General features: G+C 60.9%; 17 protein-coding genes and 4 pseudogenes. 3 read left to right on the top strand and 18 right to left on the bottom strand.

Annotated features, from left to right (window positions below):
* Positions 1-95 precede the first annotated feature (95 nt).
* Positions 96-899 (top strand): metallophosphoesterase family protein, encoded by an 804-nt coding sequence (locus ACQVLG_RS10435; RefSeq protein WP_230541317.1) that lies wholly within the window; start codon positions 96-98, stop codon positions 897-899.
* Here the strand turns inward: ACQVLG_RS10435 and ACQVLG_RS10430 are convergent.
* The gene (locus ACQVLG_RS10430; RefSeq protein WP_474294365.1) at positions 871-1,434 is read right to left on the bottom strand and encodes a dihydrofolate reductase family protein; all 564 of its coding nucleotides are present in this window, start codon (positions 1,432-1,434) and stop codon (positions 871-873) included. The two genes, ACQVLG_RS10435 and ACQVLG_RS10430, sit on opposite strands and share 29 nt — an antisense overlap.
* A gap of 46 nt (positions 1,435-1,480) precedes the next feature.
* On the opposite strand from ACQVLG_RS10430, the gene ACQVLG_RS10425 reads away from it, so the two are divergent.
* Positions 1,481-2,083 (top strand): TetR/AcrR family transcriptional regulator, encoded by a 603-nt coding sequence (locus tag ACQVLG_RS10425; RefSeq protein WP_474295605.1) that lies wholly within the window; start codon positions 1,481-1,483, stop codon positions 2,081-2,083.
* 383 nt (positions 2,084-2,466) lie between these two features.
* Entirely contained in the window at positions 2,467-3,048 is a 582-nt protein-coding gene (locus tag ACQVLG_RS10420) for a hypothetical protein (RefSeq protein WP_230541314.1), read from the top strand.
* Positions 3,049-3,148: 100 nt separating this feature from the next.
* Here the strand turns inward: ACQVLG_RS10420 and ACQVLG_RS10415 are convergent, their stop codons facing one another.
* The 17 genes and pseudogenes from ACQVLG_RS10415 to ACQVLG_RS10335 all read right to left on the bottom strand — a co-directional run bounded on the left by ACQVLG_RS10415 (position 3,149) and on the right by ACQVLG_RS10335 (position 19,978).
* Positions 3,149-3,928 carry an enoyl-CoA hydratase gene (locus ACQVLG_RS10415; protein ID WP_230541313.1) on the bottom strand — a complete coding sequence of 260 codons (780 nt, stop codon included), beginning with the start codon at positions 3,926-3,928 and terminating at the stop codon, positions 3,149-3,151.
* Positions 3,929-4,001: 73 nt separating this feature from the next.
* Positions 4,002-5,198, bottom strand: a complete 1,197-nt coding sequence (locus tag ACQVLG_RS10410) for an acetyl-CoA C-acyltransferase (RefSeq protein WP_076565392.1) — start codon at positions 5,196-5,198, stop codon at positions 4,002-4,004.
* 60 nt (positions 5,199-5,258) lie between these two features.
* Positions 5,259-5,705 carry a PaaI family thioesterase gene (locus ACQVLG_RS10405; RefSeq protein WP_474294362.1) on the bottom strand — a complete coding sequence of 149 codons (447 nt, stop codon included), beginning with the start codon at positions 5,703-5,705 and terminating at the stop codon, positions 5,259-5,261.
* 62 nt (positions 5,706-5,767) lie between these two features.
* A complete protein-coding gene (locus tag ACQVLG_RS10400; RefSeq protein ID WP_474294360.1) occupies positions 5,768-8,167 on the bottom strand; it encodes a 3-hydroxyacyl-CoA dehydrogenase/enoyl-CoA hydratase family protein in 2,400 nt (799 codons plus the stop codon).
* A 14-nt stretch (positions 8,168-8,181) separates the two neighbouring features.
* Positions 8,182-9,973, bottom strand: a pseudogene (locus tag ACQVLG_RS10395) (acyl-CoA dehydrogenase C-terminal domain-containing protein).
* Positions 9,974-10,052: 79 nt separating this feature from the next.
* Positions 10,053-10,655: a TetR/AcrR family transcriptional regulator gene (locus ACQVLG_RS10390; RefSeq protein ID WP_086140281.1), complete on the bottom strand. Its 603-nt coding sequence runs from the start codon at positions 10,653-10,655 to the stop codon at positions 10,053-10,055.
* 258 nt (positions 10,656-10,913) lie between these two features.
* Positions 10,914-11,303 (bottom strand): RNA-binding S4 domain-containing protein, encoded by a 390-nt coding sequence (locus ACQVLG_RS10385; protein ID WP_474294358.1) that lies wholly within the window; start codon positions 11,301-11,303, stop codon positions 10,914-10,916.
* Positions 11,300-12,463: a cardiolipin synthase ClsB gene (gene clsB, locus ACQVLG_RS10380; RefSeq protein WP_474294356.1), complete on the bottom strand. Its 1,164-nt coding sequence runs from the start codon at positions 12,461-12,463 to the stop codon at positions 11,300-11,302. The genes ACQVLG_RS10385 and clsB overlap by 4 nt, the downstream gene beginning before the upstream one ends.
* A 9-nt stretch (positions 12,464-12,472) precedes the next feature.
* Positions 12,473-13,296, bottom strand: a pseudogene (locus ACQVLG_RS10375) (endonuclease/exonuclease/phosphatase family protein).
* Between the two features lie 73 nt (positions 13,297-13,369).
* Positions 13,370-13,663, bottom strand: coding sequence for a hypothetical protein (locus tag ACQVLG_RS10370; RefSeq protein ID WP_046682130.1), 294 nt, complete (start codon positions 13,661-13,663; stop codon positions 13,370-13,372).
* A gap of 19 nt (positions 13,664-13,682) precedes the next feature.
* Positions 13,683-14,147: a dihydroneopterin triphosphate diphosphatase gene (gene nudB, locus ACQVLG_RS10365; protein WP_436512578.1), complete on the bottom strand. Its 465-nt coding sequence runs from the start codon at positions 14,145-14,147 to the stop codon at positions 13,683-13,685.
* An 84-nt stretch (positions 14,148-14,231) separates the two neighbouring features.
* Positions 14,232-16,034: pseudogene (gene aspS, locus ACQVLG_RS10360) on the bottom strand (aspartate--tRNA ligase).
* 63 nt (positions 16,035-16,097) lie between these two features.
* Positions 16,098-16,739, bottom strand: coding sequence for a DUF502 domain-containing protein (locus tag ACQVLG_RS10355; protein ID WP_230541306.1), 642 nt, complete (start codon positions 16,737-16,739; stop codon positions 16,098-16,100).
* A 39-nt stretch (positions 16,740-16,778) separates the two neighbouring features.
* Entirely contained in the window at positions 16,779-17,087 is a 309-nt protein-coding gene (locus ACQVLG_RS10350; RefSeq protein ID WP_152256785.1) for an FmdB family zinc ribbon protein, read from the bottom strand.
* 90 nt (positions 17,088-17,177) lie between these two features.
* Positions 17,178-17,780, bottom strand: a complete 603-nt coding sequence (locus tag ACQVLG_RS10345) for a methyltransferase (protein WP_474295603.1) — start codon at positions 17,778-17,780, stop codon at positions 17,178-17,180.
* Positions 17,781-17,799: 19 nt separating this feature from the next.
* Positions 17,800-19,370, bottom strand: a pseudogene (gene ubiB / locus ACQVLG_RS10340) (ubiquinone biosynthesis regulatory protein kinase UbiB).
* Positions 19,367-19,978, bottom strand: coding sequence for a ubiquinone biosynthesis accessory factor UbiJ (locus ACQVLG_RS10335; protein WP_474294352.1), 612 nt, complete (start codon positions 19,976-19,978; stop codon positions 19,367-19,369). Before ACQVLG_RS10335 ends, ubiB begins: the two are co-directional and overlap by 4 nt.
* Positions 19,979-20,054: the final 76 nt, after the last annotated feature.

The following is a 20,054-nucleotide window of genomic DNA, read 5'->3' as shown; positions in this document are numbered from 1 at the left end:
ACGTCGCGCCCCCCGCGCGGTCAAGCGGACGGACGCGGCGACTTGCGCTACGATAGAGGCCCATAGACTGCCGCGCGCCTAGTCGCCTTATTGCCATGCGTTTGCTGATCCTGTCCGACCTGCACCTGGAAGTGTGGGGTGAAGATACGCCCGCCATCGACCTTGCCGCCAGCCGCCCCGACGTGGTGATCCTGGCCGGTGACATCGACACGGGCAGCAACGCCATCGCCTGGGCCGCGCGCACCTTCGGCGCCCTGCCCGTACTGTACGTGCACGGCAACCACGAGGGGTATGGCCACCAGCTCGAACAGATGCAAGACGCCTTGCGCGACGCCTGCGCCAGCGCCAATGCGCACGGCGCCAACATCCGCCTGCTCGACGGCGACACCGTGACGCTCGATGGCGTGCGCTTCCTCGGCGTCACGCTGTGGACGGATTTTCTGCTGTTCGGCGCCGAGCGCCGGGAAGAAGCGCTCAACGCCGCGCAAGCCTACATGCCCGACTACAAGCGCATCAGTACGGGCGGCGACGCGCCGCGCCTGCTGTGCGCCAGCGACACGGCGCAGCTGCACGCGCAGCACCGCTCGTGGCTGGAACGGCAGCTGGCGCAACCGTTCGATGGCAAGACGGTCGTCATCACGCACATGGCGCCATCGATGCTGTCGGTGGAAGCGCAATATGCGACGAACCTGGGTTCGCCCGCCTTCGCCTCGCAGCTCGATGCGCTGGTGGCGCAAGCCGACCTGTGGGTGCATGGCCACATGCATGCCTCGCTCGACTACCGCATCCAGGAGTGCCGCGTCGTGTGCAACCCCTGCGGCTACAGGCGGCCAGATGGCACGCCCGAGAACGAACGTTTTGACACAGGCTTCATCGTCGACCTGGCCAGCGCGGCTTAACGTTTTCCATAGCGCAGCTGCACCACGCCGCTGGGCAGCTGGCGCGTGCCGTCCAGGCGCCAGTCGCTGCGTGGCAAGCCGTTCTCGAGCCGTTCTCGAACAGGCGCACGCCGCGTCCCAGCACCACGGGCAGCACGGACAAGGTGACACTGTCGATGGCGCCTTCGCGCAAGCCGGCACGGATGACGGCACCGCCGTCCAGATACACGTGGCGGCACCCCTCCTCTGCCAGCTCCCGCAGCACTTCCCGCACGCTCCCTTCGCGGCGCTGCTCGCCATGGCGCGGCGCGAAGTCGCGGTGGCTCAAGACCACCACGCGCTTGCCCGCATACGGCCAAGGCTCAAAACCCAGCACGGCGTCATATGTGGTGCGGCCGATCAGCAGGGTATCGACTTGATCCATCAATGCCGTGTAGCCGGTAGCGTCGGGCGTATCGGGCGCCAGCTCGGCCAGCCAGGACAGGTCGCCGTTTTCTCCCGCGATGCAACCGTCGATGCTGATGCCGAGAAAAACGCTGACGAAAGGTTTTTGCATGGATGTTCCTTCAATTAATTCTACGGTGTAGAATTATGCCCATGAAATCCCAAAACTTCAAGCTGTACCCGATCTGGCACGCCGCCCTGGCCGTCCGCGCCGCGCCCTGCCTGCACTGGACAACGCCGTCATCCTGCAGGCGGCACTGGCCCTGCTGGAAGAGCAAGGCGAGGCCTTTTCCATGCGCGCGCTGGCGCAAAGCCTGGGCGTCGATGCCATGGCCGTGTATCACTATTACGCGGGAAAGGAGGAATTGCTGCTGGCCTTGATGGCGCAGCGTTTTGCCGCGCTCGATCCGCGCCAGCCGCCATTTACGCGGCGCCAAACGCCCCAGCGCCGCCTGCTGGCGCTGTGCGCGCTGTACCTGGAACTGGTCAGCGCCACGCCGTATTTCGTGCGCCTGATGGCGCGCGGGCTGGTGGAGCAAGCCGATGTGGCCGAGCGCTTTACGGCGCTGTTCGAGCTGGCCCTGGAGGACCTTGATCTGCCGCAAAATATCCAGCTGCGTGGCCGCGACGCCATCGTCGATTTCCTGCACGGCTATGCGCTGGCTGGCCGGCCGGCCAGCGAGACAGCCTGGCATGCCTCGGTTGGCCTGATTTTTGCGGGTATGCACACACAAGCGCGAGTATCCACTCTAAATCTTTGACTAAACTATCACACGCATAATAAGTTGACAGGGCATGAATATGCCTCACCGTCGCACCTATTCATGCGCCCAAAATGCATACTCACGTTCAGCAACAGCGGTGGCAAGGCTGGTACGAATTCGCACCTCCCTAAGTATCCTCACCGCAAACAACTCTCACTGACACAGAGGCATACGATCACCACGATAAAAACACTCATAAAAATAGAACACATTTCTGGATATATGTTGTAGAATCATCGTAGGTCTACGATTACCACCCTGCTGCAAGGGAAAAATCGCCTGCAAAACTAATTGCACATACAATCTTAATTGCCGAAAATAGCAAGCAGCATGCTTACTGAAAATAATAATTTCAGCGGCTCCCCTATTAGGAGTATGTGATGTTTAGTATCGAATCAGTCCTCAAAGCATTTAAATACCTCGAAGATAAATCCAACTCCAACTTGTCGCATTGCAAGATGCTAAATGTGCGTGCGACTGCACTTGGCTATCAAAGCTATCATCATTTCAGAGAAACCCTTAAAGGGCTTCCAAAGGATGAGTTCGGCAAGGTTTCATTAAGAGTAATGCGAAAGATATGTCAAAGTCGCATGCCTCTACAAAGCTGCGCTTATTACGAATTTCACTCCCTCCCTAATCGAGCCACTGGATTTTACAGTCACTGGATCGGTTGGGATGAGGAAGGTGAAGAAGTTAGAGCACCTAGACCATTAAATGGTACTTCGACAGCCAAAGGATTGCGCGAAGCAATGAGTGCACCTGTATATGTTATAGAAACACTTGCCGAGTTAAATGTATGGCGTCACATATGGCACTCAACTGCATTGGTACCTGAAGCGCTAGCAAAAGAATTTTTTGTTAAAGCATTTGATAAAGAAAAATTTGTCTCACAAGATCCGCCAATTGAAATTATCCGAAATAAGATAAGCAAATATAATAATAATTTTGCAACACTTGATTGAAATTTATAGAATGGCGTATTGATGAAATGCCACTTCATCAATACGCGATCTAAAAATTATGAAATACTAAAAAATAGATCTTTATCCACATAATTCAAAATCATGCGAACTGCTTGAAATCAGGCTTGCGCTTTTCAAAGAAGGCCGTAAACGCTTCCTTCGCTTCGGCGCCGCCCAGCATGGCGCTGAACAGCTTGTTTTCGTCGGCGATAGCGGCCTTCATCGGCTCCATGCGGCTTTGCTTCATCAATCGCTTGGTGGCGCGGATCGAGGCGGCTGGCAATGCCACCAGCTTGGCGGCCTGGCCTTGCGCGAACGTCATCAGGTCGTACAGGGGCACGACTTTCGACACGAGGCCCATTTCCAGCGCTTCGCTGGCGGGGAATGCTTCGCCCAGCATCAGCTTCTCCGCCGCGCGCGGGTAGCCAGCCAGTTGCGTGAGCAGCAGGCTGGAGCCGAATTCTGGGCACAGGCCCAGCTGCGTGAACGGCATTGAGAAGCTGGCGTTGTCGGCTGCGTAGACGAGGTCGCAGTGCATCAGCAAGGTGGTGCCGATGCCGATAGCGGGGCCGGAGACGGCAGCCACCACGGGCTTGCTGCTGCCGTACAGGGCGCGCATGAACTGGAACACGGGACGGTCATGGTCGAGCGAGCCATCCTTCGGGCGCGCCGTCTTCATGAAGTCATCGAGGTCGTTGCCAGCCGTGAAAATCTCGCGCTTGCCGCAGATCAGGATGGCGCGCACATCGTCGTCCGTCTCGGCCGCCACCAACGCATCGGCCAGGGTCTGATACATGGCGCCCGTGATCGCATTCTTGCGTTCCAGGCGGTTGAATTCCAGGGTCAGAATGCCCTCGCTCTTGCTGCACAAAATATCCATGTCGTCTCCAAAAAGATAAAGGGCGCCGGGGTAATCCCGCAGCGCCCTGTTGTATTACTTTAGCCCGTCGAACTTAGACGCGTTCAAAAATTCCGGCCGCGCCCATGCCGGCGCCCACGCACATCGTGACCATGCCGTACTTCTGCTTGGTGCGCTGCAGTGCGTGGATCACGGTGGCGGCGCGGATGGCGCCGGTGGCGCCCAGAGGGTGGCCCAGGGCGATCGCGCCGCCCATCGGGTTGACCTTCGATGGGTCCAGGCCCAGATCGCCGATGACAGCCAATGCTTGTGCGGCAAACGCTTCGTTCAGCTCGATCCAGTCCAGCTGGTCTTGCGTGATGCCGGCGGCGGCGCAGGCGGCTGGAATGGCGAATTTCGGACCGATGCCCATGATTTCCGGCGGCACGCCGCGCACGGCGAACGAGGAGAATTTCGCCAGCGGGGTCAGGTTGTGCTCGCGCAGGATTTTTTCGCTGACGATCAGCAGCGCACCGGCGCCGTCGGACATCTGCGAGCTGTTGGCGGCCGTGACGGTGCCCTTGGCGGCAAACACTGGCTTCAGTTTTGCCAGCGACTCCATCGACGAATCGGCGCGGGCGCCTTCGTCGGTGTCGACCGTGCGGCGGCTCACATCAACCTGGCCGGTGGCCAGGTTCGGCGTGCGCGTGATGATCTCGACGGGCGTCGTTTCCGCCTTGAAGAAACCGGCTTGCTGCGCGGCGATGGCGCGGCGGTGCGATTCGACGGAGAACGCGTCCTGCTGTTCGCGCGACACTTTCCATTGCTGCGCCACTTTCTCGGCCGTCAGGCCCATGCCGTAGGCCATGCCGATGTTTTCGTCGCTGAACATGTCCAGGTTCATCGATGGGTGGTGGCCCATCATCGGTACCATCGACATCGATTCGATGCCGCCGGCGATCATCACGTCGGCTTCACCCACGCGGATGCGGTCGGCCGCCATGGCGATGGCCGTGATGCCCGAGGCGCAGTAGCGGTTGACGGTGACGCCGCCGACGGTTTTCGGCAAGCCGGCCAGCAGCACCGAGTTACGCGCGATATTGAAGCCCTGCTCCGCTTCCGGGAACGAGCAGCCGATGATGGCGTCGGTGATCAATGCCGGGTCGAGGCCAGGCGCTTGCGCCAGGGCCGATTGCAGCACGCGCACCAGCAGGTCGTCCGGGCGGGTGTTCTTGAACATGCCGCGCGGCGCCTTGCCGATCGGGGTGCGGGTTGCAGAGACGATGTACGCGTCTTGAAGTTGTTTGCTCATTTTGTTCTTTCAAAGATGTTGAACGAGGTTCGTGTTCTGTCGAATATCCGGGGTGGCGGTCTATCGCTTCTGCGACAGATACCAGTCCACCGTCACCTGTGCCGCCAGCGTGCCCTCACAGTCGAAAATATCGACTGTCACGGGAAACGCCACCTTGCCATCCTGCGCCAGCTGCGCCTTCAGTGCGGCCAGGTCGCCCGGCACGCGGCCTTCGGCGCGCGTCGCGCCCCGGGCCACCTTCTGGTACTGAATGCGCGACTCCTTGGCCACCGGGCGCAAGCCCAGTATCAGCTCGGCGAATCCGCCAGCCATGGCCGCGCCGGACGCCGTTTCGGCCAGGGTAAACAAGGCGCCCGCGTGCTGCGTGCCCAGGTGATTATGCAGTTTGGGATCGTCCGGCAGCGACACCTTCGCGGTGCCGGCGCCGATCTCGTCGATGCTGATCCCCAGCAGCCGCACGAAGGGCAAGGTGTCCATCATCTGTTGTTTGATACGGTCATACACCATGCTTGGCCTCACGCGCAGCAGTACTTTAAATACAAGGGACAGGATCGTCATCGACGCTGTGCTTAGTTGCGTACCGGCTTACCGGTCTGCATCATGCCCATGATCCGTTCCTGGGTTTTCGGATGGTTCAACAGCTCCAGGAATGCCTTGCGTTCCATATCCAGCAGCCACTGTTCGCTGACGAAACTGCCCTGGTCCACGTCGCCGCCCGATACGATCTCGGCGATCATCTCGCCCAGCTTGAAATCGTGCGCCGAAATGAAGCCGCCGTCGCGCATGTTGACCAGCTGCGCCTTGATGGTGCCCCAGCCGTAGCGGCCCGTGACCTGAATCAGCGACGGCAGCTGCGGACGGAAGCCCGCGTCGAACATGGCGCGCGCTTCGACCTTGGCCACGTGCAGCAGCTCGTAGGCATTGAACACGATCACATCGTCTTCCTTCAGGTAGCCCATTTTTTTCGCTTCCAGCGCCGATTTCGACACGTTGGCGGTGGCTGCGTTGGTAAAGCCCGTTTTCAGGAATTGCAGGATGTCGTTACCCTTGGCTTCCTTGTAGGCACGCTGCGCCGCTTCCTTCAAGCCGCCGCCGGCAGGAATCAGGCCTACGCCCACTTCCACCAGGCCGATATACGACTCGATCGAGGCCACGCGCTTCGATGCATGCAGCGCCAGTTCGCAACCGCCGCCCAGTGCCAGGCCCGCCACTGCGGCGATGACCGGCACGTTCGCGTATTTCAGCGACATGAAGGTGTTCTGCAGTTCGGCGATGATCGGATCGACGGCTTTCACGCCGCCTTGCATGAAGGCCGGCAGGGCCGATTGCAGGTCGGCGCCGGCCGAGAAGGCGCCGCCTTCGGCCGCGTCGGCGTGCCAGATCACCAGGCCCTTGAAGTTTTTCTCCGCTTCGGCCAATGCCAGTTTCAGGCCGTTGATCACGCCTTCGCCGATCACGTGCATCTTGGTCTTGAACGAGATGATCAGGACGTCGTCGCCCGTATGCCAGACGCGTACGGATTCGTCTTCAAAGACGGTGGTGCCGGCGGTCTTGCCGTCGATGGCGCCGCTGCCCAGCACGGGCGCGCGGAATGGCTGGCGGTCATACACGGCCAGGCTCGAGCGGGGCACGAAGCTGTTCGATACGGCGGAATACGAACCTTCCGGCGTATGCACGCCGCCTTTTTCAGCGACCGGGCCTTCGAATACCCAGGCAGGCAAAGGCGCGCTGCACAGCGCGTGGCCGGCGTCGATGTCTTCCTTGACCCAGTTGGCCACTTGCAGCCAGTTCGATGCCTGCCACGTTTCAAACGGGCCCACGTTCCAGCCGAAGCCCCAGCGCATGGCGAAGTCGATGTCGCGCGCATTGTCGGCCACGGTGTCGAGGTGAATGGCGATGTAATGGAAAGCGTCGCGGAAGATCGCCCACAGGAACTGGCCTTGCGGATTGGTCGATTCGCGCAGCGCCTTCATCTTCTTGACCGGATCCTTTTCTTTCAGGATGCGGGCGATGATGTCGGCCGCCTTGGCGCCGCCAGCCACGTATTCACCGGTGGCGAAATCGAGGCGTTGAATTTCCTTGCCGACCTTCTTGTAGAAGCCTGCGCCGCTCTTCTGGCCCAGCGCGCCTTTTTCCACCAGCTTGGCCAGCACTTCCGGCGTCTTGTAGACGGCGGCGAACGGGTCGTTTGGCAGGTAGTCCTGCATGGTCTTAATCACATGGCCCATGGTATCCAGGCCGACCACGTCCGCCGTGCGGAAGGTGCCCGACTTGGCGCGGCCCAGCTTGGAGCCGGTCAGGTCATCGACGACGTCCACGGACAGGCCGAATTTCTCGGCTTCGTGCACGATGGCCAGGATGCCGAACACGCCCACGCGGTTGGCGATGAAGTTCGGCGTGTCCTTGGCGCGGACCACGCCCTTGCCCAGGGTGGTGGTCAGGAAGCCTTCCAGCTGGTCGGCGATTTCAGGCTTGGTGAACTCGGTCGGGATGATTTCGACCAGGTGCATATAGCGCGGCGGATTGAAGAAGTGCACGCCGCAGTAGCGCGATTTCAGGTCGGCGTCGAAGCCTTCGGCCAGCTTGGTGATCGACAGGCCCGAGGTATTCGAGGCGAAGATCGCGTTCGGGCCGATGTGCGGGGCCACCTTCTGGTACAGATCGTGTTTCCAGTCCATGCGCTCGGCGATGGCTTCGATGATCAGGTCGCAACCGGCCAGCAGGTCCAGGTTGTCTTCGTAGTTGGCGACCTGGATCAGCGCGGCGTCATCCTTGTTGCCCAGCGGCGCAGGCGACAGCTTTTTCAGGTTCTCGATGGCGCGCAGCACGATGCCATTCTTCGGGCCTTCCTTTGCCGGCAGGTCGAACAGCACGACCGGCACTTTCGCGTTGATGCAATGGGCGGCGATTTGCGCGCCCATCACGCCGGCGCCGAGGACGGCTACTTTTTTAACGATGAAATTGGTCATATTTTCCTCAAGTCTTAGAACAGGTCTGCGTCGAGTGCCATCAGGTTGGCCGAACCGGAACGCGCCTGACGGATCAGGGTTGCCGTTTCAGGCTGCAAGCGGGCGAAGTAGAAACGTGCGGTAGCCAGTTTGGCGGTATAAAACTTGTCGCCGCTGGACTCTTTTTCGAGGGCGATCTTGGCCATCTGCGCGAACAGGTAGCTATAGATCATGTGGCCGACGACGCGCAGGTAAGGCACGCAGGCCGCGCCCACTTCGTCAGGATTCTGGAAGGCCTTCATGCCGATTTCCATGGTCAGCTTGGTGACTTTGTCGCCCAGGTCGCCCAGTGGGGTGACGAATTCGCTCATCGCTTCATCGGTGCCATTGTCTTCGACGAAGGCCTTGATCTTTTCGCCGAACTTGCGCAGCTTGGCGCCGTTGTCGCCGAGGATCTTGCGGCCCAGCAGATCCAGCGACTGGATCGTGTTCGTGCCTTCGTAGATCATGTTGATGCGCGCGTCGCGCACATACTGCTCCATGCCCCATTCCGAAATGTAGCCGTGGCCGCCGAACACTTGCATCGCGTCCGAGGTGGCGATCCAGGCGTTGTCGGTAATAAAAGCCTTGATGACGGGCGTCAGCAGCGCCACTTCATCGGCCGCTTCCTTGCGCACGTCGGCGTCCGGGTGGTGCAGTTCGCGGTCGATCTGCAGCGCCACGTACGAGGTAAAGGCGCGCGCGCCTTCGGCGTAGGCTTTACCGGTCAGCAGCATGCGGCGCACGTCAGGGTGCACGATGATGCGGTCGGCCGGCAGTTCCGGGTTCTTGATGCCGGACAGCGAACGCATTTGCGTGCGGTCCTTGGCGTAGATCAGCGCGTTCTGGTAGGCGATTTCCGTCAGGCCCAGCGACTGCATGCCCACGCCCAGGCGGGCCGCGTTCATGAAGACGAACATGGCGTTCAGGCCCTTGTTCGGCTGGCCGATGATCCAGCCTTTCGCGCCGTCCAGATTCATCTGGCAAGTCGAGTTGCCGTGGATGCCCATTTTTTCTTCGATGGCGCCGCAGGTGATCGGGTTGCGCTCACCGACCGTGCCATCCGCGTTCGGCAGGAATTTCGGCACCAGGAACAGCGAAATGCCTTTCGAGCCTTCCGGTGCGTCCGGCACGCGGGCCAGCACCAGGTGCAGGATGTTTTCCGCCATGTCGTGCTCGCCGGCGGAGATGAAGATCTTGTTGCCGGTGATGGTCCAGGAACCGTCCGCCTCAGGCAGCGCTTTCGAGCGCAGCAGGCCCAGGTCGGTGCCGCAGTGCGGTTCGGTCAGGCACATGGGTGCCCGTCCATTCGCCCGACACCAGTTTCGGCAGATACACTTCCTTCTGGTGGTCGGTGCCGTGTTCCTTCAGGCACTCGTAGGCGCCGTGCGACAGGCCGGGGTACATGGACCAGGCCTGGTTCGACGAATTCAGCATTTCATAGAACGAATTGTTCAGCACGACAGGCAAGCCCTGGCCGCCGTATTCCGGATCGCAAGCCAATGCCGCCCAGCCGCCTTCGACGTACTGTTTATACGCTTCTTTAAAGCCTTTAGGCGTGGTCACGCTTTTCGTGACGGGGTCGTGGTGGCAGCCTTCGCGGTCGCCGGAGTGGTTCAGCGGGAACAATACTTCGGAGGTGAATTTGCCGCCCTCTTCCAGTACCTGGTTGATGATGTCGGCGTCGACGTCGGCGTACGACGGCATTTGCTTCAGTTCTTCTTCCACTTGCAGGAACTCGTGCAGGACGAATTGCATATCCCGGATTGGCGCGACGTATTGACCCATAATTTTCTCCTGAAGGCGATTAGCTAAAGTGTTGTACTTGTAAGTGCGTGTGCGTTTGTTGCGGATACTGCGTGACGGCTTATTTGCTTGTGACGCAATTCTGGTACGACGCCAGCAGGCGGATAAAGCCCGCTTGCGCCCGTTCGATGCTGCCCGGCACGCGCAGGAAGCGCGCATCGTGATGCAGGGCCAGGATCAGGCCATACATCTCGTACACCAGCTGCTGCGCGTCCGTGTCCGCTTTCAGGTCGCCTGTGGCGATCGATTGCTCGACACAGCGCAGCAGTGCGCCCTGCCAGGCCCGCACCATGGCCACCAGGGCCTCGCGGATGGGACCGGGCCGGTCGTCATACTCGACGGCGCCGCTGATATAGATGCAGCCGGAAGCGATTTCCACGCTGACCCGCTTGACCCAGCGTGCAAACATCGATTGCAGGCGCTGGATGCCGCGTGGTTCTTTCATGCTGGGAAAAAAGACTTCTTGCTCGAAACGATAGTGGTAGAGCTTCAGCACTTCCATCTGCAAGTCTTCGCGCGAGCCGAAGTGGGCAAACACGCCCGACTTGCTCATGTTCATTTTGTCCGCAAGCAGCCCAATGGTCAGGCCTTCCAGGCCGTCGCGGCTGGACAGGTCCAGCGCCACGTCGAGGATGGCTGCACGGGTCAGTTCGCCCTTGCGCATGAATTTGACTGAAGTATTCAAGAGGTCCGTTCTAAAAGTGATGTTGCCGATTTGGCGGACTGAAGCGAGGGTAAAAAAAAGCACGCTCCGAAAAAATCCGAACGCTCGTACTATTATCCACTACCACGTAAAAGTCAAACGGGAACTTTAGAGCCGGCGTTCTATTGGTGCAGCGCAGCATTTTTCGACTGCGTGTTTATAACGATTTCAGGCGGACAAAAGCGCCGCGCGCCCTTGCCTTACAGCAACAAGCGCGCCTTAGTCGAGGCCGCCTGCCTTGCTCAGTTGACGGCGGTCGCGCTTGGTCGGCCGCCCCTTGATGGTGCTGCCCGGTTCGCGGAACAGCTTGCGCTCCTCGGCCAGCTGCTCGCGGCGGGCGATGCTGGCCGGCGTTTCGCCATACAGCAGGCGCGCCACAGGCGCCGCGCCGCGCTTGTCGGACAGGTCCAGCACGGCCACCTCCCACGTCTCCGCACCATTGTCGATAGCCAGCTCGTCGCCCACGCGCACGCTGCGCGCCGGTTTCACGCGTTCGCCGCCCACTTTGACCTTGCCCGTGTCGACGGCCTCGCTGGCCAGCGAGCGCGTCTTGAAGAAGCGCGCCGCCCACAGCCATTTATCCAGCCTGACCGTTGTCATATCACTCATGCGTACTTGCCTACTGAAAAAATGCGCATCACCAGCCGGTACGCGAGGAACGCGGCTTCGTAGCCGATGCGCCGAAAACGGCCGATGTGCTTGAAATCATCCTGGTGAATCACGATGCCGTCGGCCACGCCCTGCTCGATGTGCTGGCGCAGGCTTTGCGCAAAGGCCACGTCCTTGATGACCACGTTCGCTTCCTGGTTCAAAAACAGGCTCAGCGCGTCAATATTGCTCGACCCCACCGTCGCCCAGTCATCGTCGACGACGGCCACCTTGGCGTGCAACTGCGTCTTGCGGTATTCGACAATTTTCACGCCGGCGGCCAGCAGCTTCGGATAAAACGAGTGCGCCACGGCATCCTGCATGCGGAACTCGCCCACCCCGATCAGCAAGACCACGTCCACGCCCCGCTGGGCCGCCTGGGCCAGGGCGCGGCGCAGCTTGTGCCCGGGCGCAAAATACGGGTTGGCCAGCATCACGCTTTTGCGCGCCTGGCCCAGCGCCTGCAGGTAGGCGCGCTGGATGGTGCGGCGGTTGCGCAGGTTGTCGCGCACGACAAAGCCGGCCACCACGGGGTTCTTCGCCAGCTCCTTGCTGACGACGCGCATCTTGCGGTACAGCTTGATACGCCGCACCAGGTTCATCTTGCCCAGACGCGCCCACTGCGCCTGCACTTCCTCGTGGATGGCGTCGACCAGCGGGCCCTTCACCTGCACGGCGAAGTCCCAGCGCGGCGCTTCCAGGCTGATGCTGTGGTCGTAGTCGCAAAACATGTCGTCGTTGATATTGATGCCGCCCACCAGGGCAATTTCTCCATCGGCGACGCAAATCTTGCGGTGCGTGCGCGTGATGCCGCGCCGGAACCACGGGTTGAAGATGCGGTGGTGCACGCCGGCCGCTTCCAGCTGGGCATGCATGGCGTTGACGCGGCGGTTGCCCGTGCCGAACCAGTCCGTGATCATGCACACCAGCACGCCGCGCGCGGCCGCCCGTTTCAGGGCGTCGAGCACCAGGGTGCCCGTGGCGTCGTCGGCAAAGATATAGGTTTCGAAATAAACTTCCGAGCGGGCGCCGTCGATGGCCTGGACCAGCGCGGGAAAGTAATCGGTGCCGCAATACAGCAGCTGGATGTCGTTGTGGGCGATGAAATTGACTGTGCGCATGCCGGCAGTCTACGCGAGTTTCAAAGCGGCAACTATCGGCGCGTGGTCCGACAATTTTGCCCACAAGGTGCCATGCATCACTTGCGCGCCTTCCACGTGGAAACCGCGCACGTAGATACGGTCCAGGCGGAACCACGGCAAGGCGGCGGGAAAGGTGCGCGCCGGCACGGGCACGGGCGTTTTCGTCTGGCGCCGCGCCAGGGTGCGCACCAGGTCGCCCAGGGCCGAGTTCGACGCGCGCTGGTCGAACACTTCCACCACGCCGAGCGCATTGCGCAGCTTGTCGCTGAGCGTGTTGCGCCAGTCGTTGAAGTCGCCGGCGATGATGACGGGCTCGCCATTCGGCGCCGATTCCATCACCGCATCAATCAGCGCCTGCGTCTGCCGGCCCCGTCCCGATTCGAACAGGCCCAGGTGAACCACGTAGCAGTGCACGTCCGCCTGCGGCGTCTTGAGCACGCAATGCAGGATGCCGCGTTGCTCGTAGGCATGGTCGGACACGTCGTGGTTGGTTTGCGAGGCGATGGGAAATTTTTGCTCAGCAAGGCGTTGCCATGGTGGCCATGGTCGTACACGGCATTCATGCCATAGGCGGAATGGTGTTCGGCGCCGGCAAAGAACTCGTGCTGCGACGCTTCCGGCCAATGCTTGTGGCCGTTTTTCTCGGCGCCATAGCGGGCCGCATTGCGGTCGTGCTTGCCTTGCACCTCTTGCAGGAAGACAACATCGGCATGAAACAAGGCAATCGCCTGTTTTAAAGCATGCACGCGGGGCAAGCCCCGCACGGAGGAGACGCCCTTGTGGATATTATAAGTTGCTACGCGGATTTTCATGCATTGATTCTACTCCCAGACGGCCCCCGCGCGGCGCCGGCGTAGGTGCGCGTGCGCACCTAAACGCGCACAATCAGGCCAGCATGCGTCCCACGCCCGCCGTCACGCTGACGATCAGCGCGGTAATGCCGGCCGCCCAGACGATCTTGACCAGCAACGGTGCGCCGCGCCAGGCCACCGTGCGCTTGCCCTTGGCAAACGCACCCGGGTGCAGCAGCCAGCCGATCGCCATCAGCGGCATGCCGATGGGCGGCGTGCGGCCAGGCACGGTGGAGCTAAACAGCAGAAAAATGAAGCACAGGCAGAAAACGATGCCCAGGGTGCCCAGCAGTTTTTGCTGTGCAGTCAAATGTAACCAGTTCAACATGGAATGCTTTCTAGGGAAATCAGGTGGGGCGCGCCAGGCCCGTCATGGCCGGCAATTGCAAAATCGCTTCCGCGTTGGACGACGAGAAACAGCGGTCGGCCGCCGCCAGGTAAGGCAGCCACGCGTACTGCAAATGCTCGCGCGGGCTCAGGGTGATGGCGATGTCGCGCGGCACTTGCACGCTGAACACGTGTTCCGTGTTGCGCGTCACGCCCGGCGCATAGCGGTGGCGCCAGATCGGATAAATCTCGTACACATTCGACAAGTTCCAGTCGCGCAGCACGATATCGTGCCCATCGACAACGATGCCCGTTTCCTCGCACAATTCGCGCGCGGCCGTCTGCAGCAGCGGTTCGTCGACGGCATCGACGGAACCCGTCACGGATTGCCAGAAACCGGGCTGACCCGCGCGCTCGATCAACAAGACGTCAAGGTCAGCCGTATGAATGACGACCAGCACGGAAACAGGGATTTTATGAGTCATATCAACAATGAAAAAGGCGCCACAACAGCGCCTTTTTTTGCATAGTGGATCAAACAGCGGCCACCTGGGCAGCCGCATGCTTCATTACACTACTTTTGGCTCGGCGCTGCGCAAACGGATGTGCAGTTCACGCAATTGCTTTTCGTCAACTTCCGACGGCGCATGGGTCAGCAAGTCTTGCGCGCGCTGGGTTTTCGGGAAAGCGATCACGTCGCGGATCGATTCGGAACCCGTCATCATGGTCACGATACGGTCCAGGCCGAATGCCAGGCCGCCATGCGGTGGCGCGCCGTATTGCAGGGCGTCGAGCAGGAAGCCGAATTTCAGCTGCGCTTCTTCCGCATCGATCTTCAACGCACGGAAGACCTTGCTTTGCACTTCTTCGCGGTGGATACGGATCGAACCGCCGCCCAGTTCCCAGCCGTTCAAGACCATGTCGTAGGCCTTGGCGATGCAGGCGCCCGGATCGCTTTCCAGCATGTCTTCATGGCCGTCTTTCGGCGCCGTGAATGGATGGTGGGTCGCCGTCCAGCGGTCCGCTTCTTCGTCGTGCTCGAACATCGGGAAGTCGACCACCCACAATGGTTTCCACACGTCTTCGAACAGGCCGGCTTTCTTGCCGAACTCGCTGTGACCGATTTTCACGCGCAGCGCGCCGATGGCGTCGTTGACGACTTTCGCCTTGTCGGCGCCGAAGAAGATCAGGTCGCCGTCTTGCGCGCCCGTCTGCTCGAGGATCGTGGCCAGCACGTCGGCAGGCAGGAACTTGACGATAGGCGACTGCAAGCCTTCAGGACCCTTGGCTTTCTCGTTGACCTTGATGTAGGCCAAGCCCTGGCGCCGTAGATGGCAACAAATTGCGTGTATGCATCGATTTCCGAACGGGGCATGCTGCCGCCTTGCGGTACGCGCAGGGCGACCACGCGGCCGCCTTTCATGTTGGCGGCGCCGTTGAAGACCTTGAATTCGACCGACTTCATGACTTCGGTCAAGTCCGTGAAGGCCAGCTTGACGCGCATGTCCGGCTTGTCGGAACCGTACAGACCCATCGCTTCGGCGAAATCCATCACGGGGAACGGGTTCGGCAGGTCGATGTTCAGGGTGTTCTTGAAGACGACGCGGATCATGTCTTCGAACAGGTCGCGGATTTCCTGTTCCGTCAGGAACGAGGTTTCGCAATCGATCTGCGTGAATTCAGGCTGGCGGTCGGCGCGCAAGTCTTCGTCGCGGAAGCATTTGGTGATCTGGTAGTAACGGTCGAAGTTGGCGACCATCAACAGTTGCTTGAACAACTGTGGCGATTGCGGCAAGGCGAAGAAGCTGCCCGCATTCACACCGCGACGGCACCAGGTAGTCGCGCGCGCCTTCTGGCGTGGACTTGGTCAGCATCGGCGTTTCGATGTCGATGAAGCCCAGCGCGTCGAGGTACTTGCGCACTTCCATCGTCACCTTGTAGCGCAGGCGCAGGTTGTTCTGCATTTGCGGGCGGCGCAGGTCCAGCACGCGGTGCGTCAGACGCGTCGTTTCCGACAGGTTGTCGTCATCGAGCTGGAACGGCACAGGCACGGAAGGGTTCAGCACTTCCAGCTCCGAGCAGACCACTTCGATCTTGCCCGATTTCAAGTTGTTGTTGATCGTGCCTTCGATACGGTTGGTCACGACGCCCGTCACGCGCAGGCAGAATTCGTTGCGCACGGCTTCGGCGACCTTGAACATCTCCGCTTGTTCCGGGTTGCAAACGATTTGCACCAGGCCTTCGCGGTCGCGCAAGTCGATGAAAATCAGGCTGCCGTGGTCGCGGCGGCGATGTACCCAGCCGCACAGGCTGACGGTTTGTCCCAGCATGGCTTCGGTAACGAGGCCGCAGTATTCAGTACGCATAGACATAAAATTCTCAGTTCAGGTTAGTGAGTGTTCAATCCGGCCACGTCCCGCATGGGACGCCTGCCTTTATTCTTTGGCTGCCGGGGCCGGTACAGCAACAACTTCCGCAGGCGCCACCACGCCCATCGAGACGATATATTTGAGCGCCGCATCGACGCTCATGTCGAGTTCGACGACATCGCTGCGCTTCATCATCAGGAAAAAGCCCGATGTCGGGTTCGGCGTCGTCGGCACGTACACGCTGACAAAGTCGCCCACCAGGTGGTTCGCCGCATCGCCGCCCGGCACGCCCGTCAGGAAAGCGATGGTCCAGGAGTTCTGGTGCGGATACGGCACCAGCACGGCCTTGCGGAAGGCATTGCCCGACGGGGAAAACAGGGTATCGGATACTTGCTTGACGCTCGAATACAGGGAATTGACGATGGGTATGCGTTGCAGCAACTTTTCCCACAGTTTCACCACGTAATTGCCGACCAGGTTATTCGTCAGCAAGCCCGTGAAAAACACGATCAGTACCGTCAATACCGTGCCCAGGCCGGGAATGGTGCTCAGCGCGGGAACCTGGCGGCCGAACCAGACGCTGGGCTTCGTACTGCCGGGCACCAGCAACAGCGACTGGTCCATCGTGCTGATCACCAGATTCAGGACCCAGGCGGTAATGGCCAGGGGCACCAAAATCAGTAATCCGGTAATAAAGTATTTACGCATCGGTTTCTCGGTAAGGGATCGTCTCGGCGCGGCGCGCTCTCAGTCCGCTTTCGGCGCAGCGGCAGCCGGGGCGGGCGCAGGCGCGGCAGCAGGCGCGCTCTCGGCGGCCGGGGCAGGTTTGGCGCTGTCGGCCGGGCCCGTCGGAATGGCCGTGGTGGGCGCCGTGCCGCCGCGGAAATCGGTCGCGTACCAGCCGGTGCCCTTCAATTGGAAACCGGCGGCCGTCAATTGTTTCTTGAAACTGGGCTTGCCGCACGACAGGCACACCGTCAGTACTGGATCGGAGATCTTTTGCAAGACATCCTTGGCAAAACCACACTCGTCACAACGGTAAGCGTAAATCGGCATCTCTACTCCGAGAAAATCATCAAAAACCCTGAATTATAAAGCTTTTCCGCCATTCCCAGCGGAAAATGCCCGGCCGCGACCGTTGCCGCCTCAGTCCGCCCGGCGGCGCCAGCTCATCCAGCGCTCCTTGCCGGCGAAGACGGCGATGGAATCGTCGACTGCCTCATCGGCCAGGCAATCGAAATGCGGCGCCAGCAATTCCTGCAGTGTCTCACGCGATATGCCGAATGGCGGCCCCTTGGCATTATCGTCAAAGAAAAAGTAGCCGGCCAGCATGGCGCCCGGCGCCAGCAACTGCGCCCAGCGGGCCGCCACTTGCGGCCACATGGCGCGCGGCATGGCGCACAGGAAGGCCCGCTCATAGATCAGGTCCAGCGGTGCCTCGGGCTGCCAGGCAAAGAAATCCGCCTCCACCACCCGCCCTGCCCGCTCGCCCAACTGGGCACGCGCGGCGGCCACGGCGCCTGGCGCAAAGTCGATGGCCGTGGCATCCCAGCCGCAATCGAGCATGAAGACCAGTTCATACGCGGAGCCGCAGCCGGGAATCAGGCAGCGCAGCGGCGCCGGGCTGCCGGCCACGAAGCTGCGCAGCCTTGCAGGCACGCCGCCGTGGTCCCAGGGCGTGAATTGCTTCTCGAAACGCTCGTCCCAGAAGGCGGGCGAAAGCGGATCGCGGGTATGGAAGTCAGCCATCACTTACGTCCTCAGCGAGTTAAAACGGCAGTTGATGCCAGCGCATGAACACTTGCAAGCCCAGCGCACCGAGCGCGAAGGCGCCCACGAAGTACACGATAAAGCTCAGCAAGCGGTTCGTCTGGCGTTGCTCTGCGAGCAAGGTTTTCATCAGTTCCACGTCGTTTTCGCGCGGTTCGCCATGCACGGTCAAGGCCTGGTGCAGCAAGCGCGGCAGCTGCGGGAAGATGTGCGCATAACGGGGCGCCTCGGCGCGCAGGCGTTCCATGAAGCCTTGCGGGCCCACCTGGTTGCTCATCCACTTTTCCAGGTAAGGCTTGGCCGTTTGCCACAAATCCAGTTCCGGGTCCAGCTGGCGGCCCAGGCCTTCGATATTGAGCAGGGTCTTTTGCAGCAGCACCAGTTGCGGCTGCACTTCCACATTGAAGCGGCGCGAAGTCTGGAACAGCCGCAGCAATACTTGCCCGAAAGAAATATCCTTCAGCGGGCGGTCGAAGATCGGCTCACAGCAGGCGCGCACGGCCGCCTCCAGCTCGTCGACGCGCGTGTCTTTCGGCGCCCAGCCCGATTCGATGTGCGCCTCGGCCACGCGCTTGTAGTCGCGGCGGAAGAAGGCGAGGAAGTTTTGTGACAGATAATCCTTGTCGTAGTCGTTCAGGGTGCCGACGATGCCGAAGTCGAGCGCGATGTAGCGGCCGAACGATCGGGCGCGATCGACACGAGAATATTTCCCGGGTGCATGTCTGCATGGAAAAAGCCGTCGCGAAACACTTGCGTGAAGAAAATTTCGACGCCATCGCTGGACAGCTTGCGCAAGTCCACGCCGGCCTCCACCAGGCGATCGATCTGCGACACGGGGATGCCAACCATGCGTTCCATCACGATGACGCTGCTGGAACAGTAATCCCAGTGCATTTCCGGCACCAGCAGCAAGTCCGAGTTGGCGAAATTGCGGCGCAGCTGGCTGGCGTTGGCCGCCTCGCGCATCAGGTCCAGCTCGTCGTGCAGGTATTTGTCGAATTCGCCCACGACTTCCTTCGGTTTCAGGCGTTTGCTGTCGGCCCACAGGCGGCTGATCCAGCCGGCCGCGATGTGCATCAGCGCCACGTCTTCGTCGATCAGCTTTTTCATGCCTGGACGCAAGACCTTCACGGCCACTTCGCGGCCGTCTTTCAGGGTGGCGAAATGCACCTGGGCAATGGAGGCGGACGCCACCGGCTCGCGCTCGAAGCGGGCAAACAGCTGGTCCGGGTGCGCGCCGAGCGACTTGGTGATCTGTGCGATGGCCAGGTCGGAATCGAACGGCGGCACCCGGTCTTGCAGGCGCGCCAGTTCTTCGGCGATATCGGGCGGCATCAAATCGCGCCGGGTCGACAGCACCTGGCCGAATTTGACGAAAATCGGCCCCAGCTCTTCCAGCGCCAGGCGCAGGCGCAAGCCACGCGGCGACGACAGGTCGCGCCAGAAAATCAGGGTGTCGATCAATTTGGCGGTGCGGGGAACTTGCAGACCAGAAATCGCTATCTCATCCAGACCGTACTTGATGGAAACACGGATGATTTTAAACAGGCGCAGGAATTTCAATATCATGTAGACGAATCCGGTAAGGAGGACTGCGGCTGGGCGGCGGCGGCCGCCTTTTCCAGCCGGGCAAGGCGCTTGGCCAGGCGTTCGACGTCATCGCGCACGCGCGTCACGCCAGCGGAATACTCTTGCAGGGTAGAAGGACGGATCAGCATGGGCTGTTCGTCGAGAAAATATTCGGCCACGTTTTCCGCCAGCTTTTGCTGGCCCGTGCGCACAAAGGCGGCGGCATCTTTCGCACCGGAAACCAGGCGTGTGGCCAGCATGGGGCCGACGACTTTCTCCAGGTCATGCTCGGCTTCCCAGCGCAAGCCCTTGCTCAATTGCGAAATCGCATTGGCAAACTCGGCATCGCCTTCGATCTTGACGTAGGAAAACGCCCGTTCGCGGTTTTGCAGGATCAGCGGCACATCGGACAATTTGACGCGGATGGTGACGCTGGCCGGCATGTCGGCCGGCGCCGTTTCAAGCATGCCGGCGCTGTCGACGCGCAGGCGCAGGGCCACGGCGCCCGTGTCGATGCAGGCCAGCTTGCCGGCGTGCACGGCCAGCTGCTGGCGCGCCCACGGCTCCTGCGCCAGCAAGTGGTTGATAGTCGCGATGACGGGCGTCATCAGGAGAGATCGGAAAGTGGTGCCATCATATGCCTGCGCGCCAAACGCGCCCCTAAAAATGAAAAACCGCCCGTAG

The organism is Janthinobacterium sp. TPC_1, from assembly GCF_056037845.1.
This window is presented reverse-complemented; position numbering and strand designations above follow the sequence as displayed.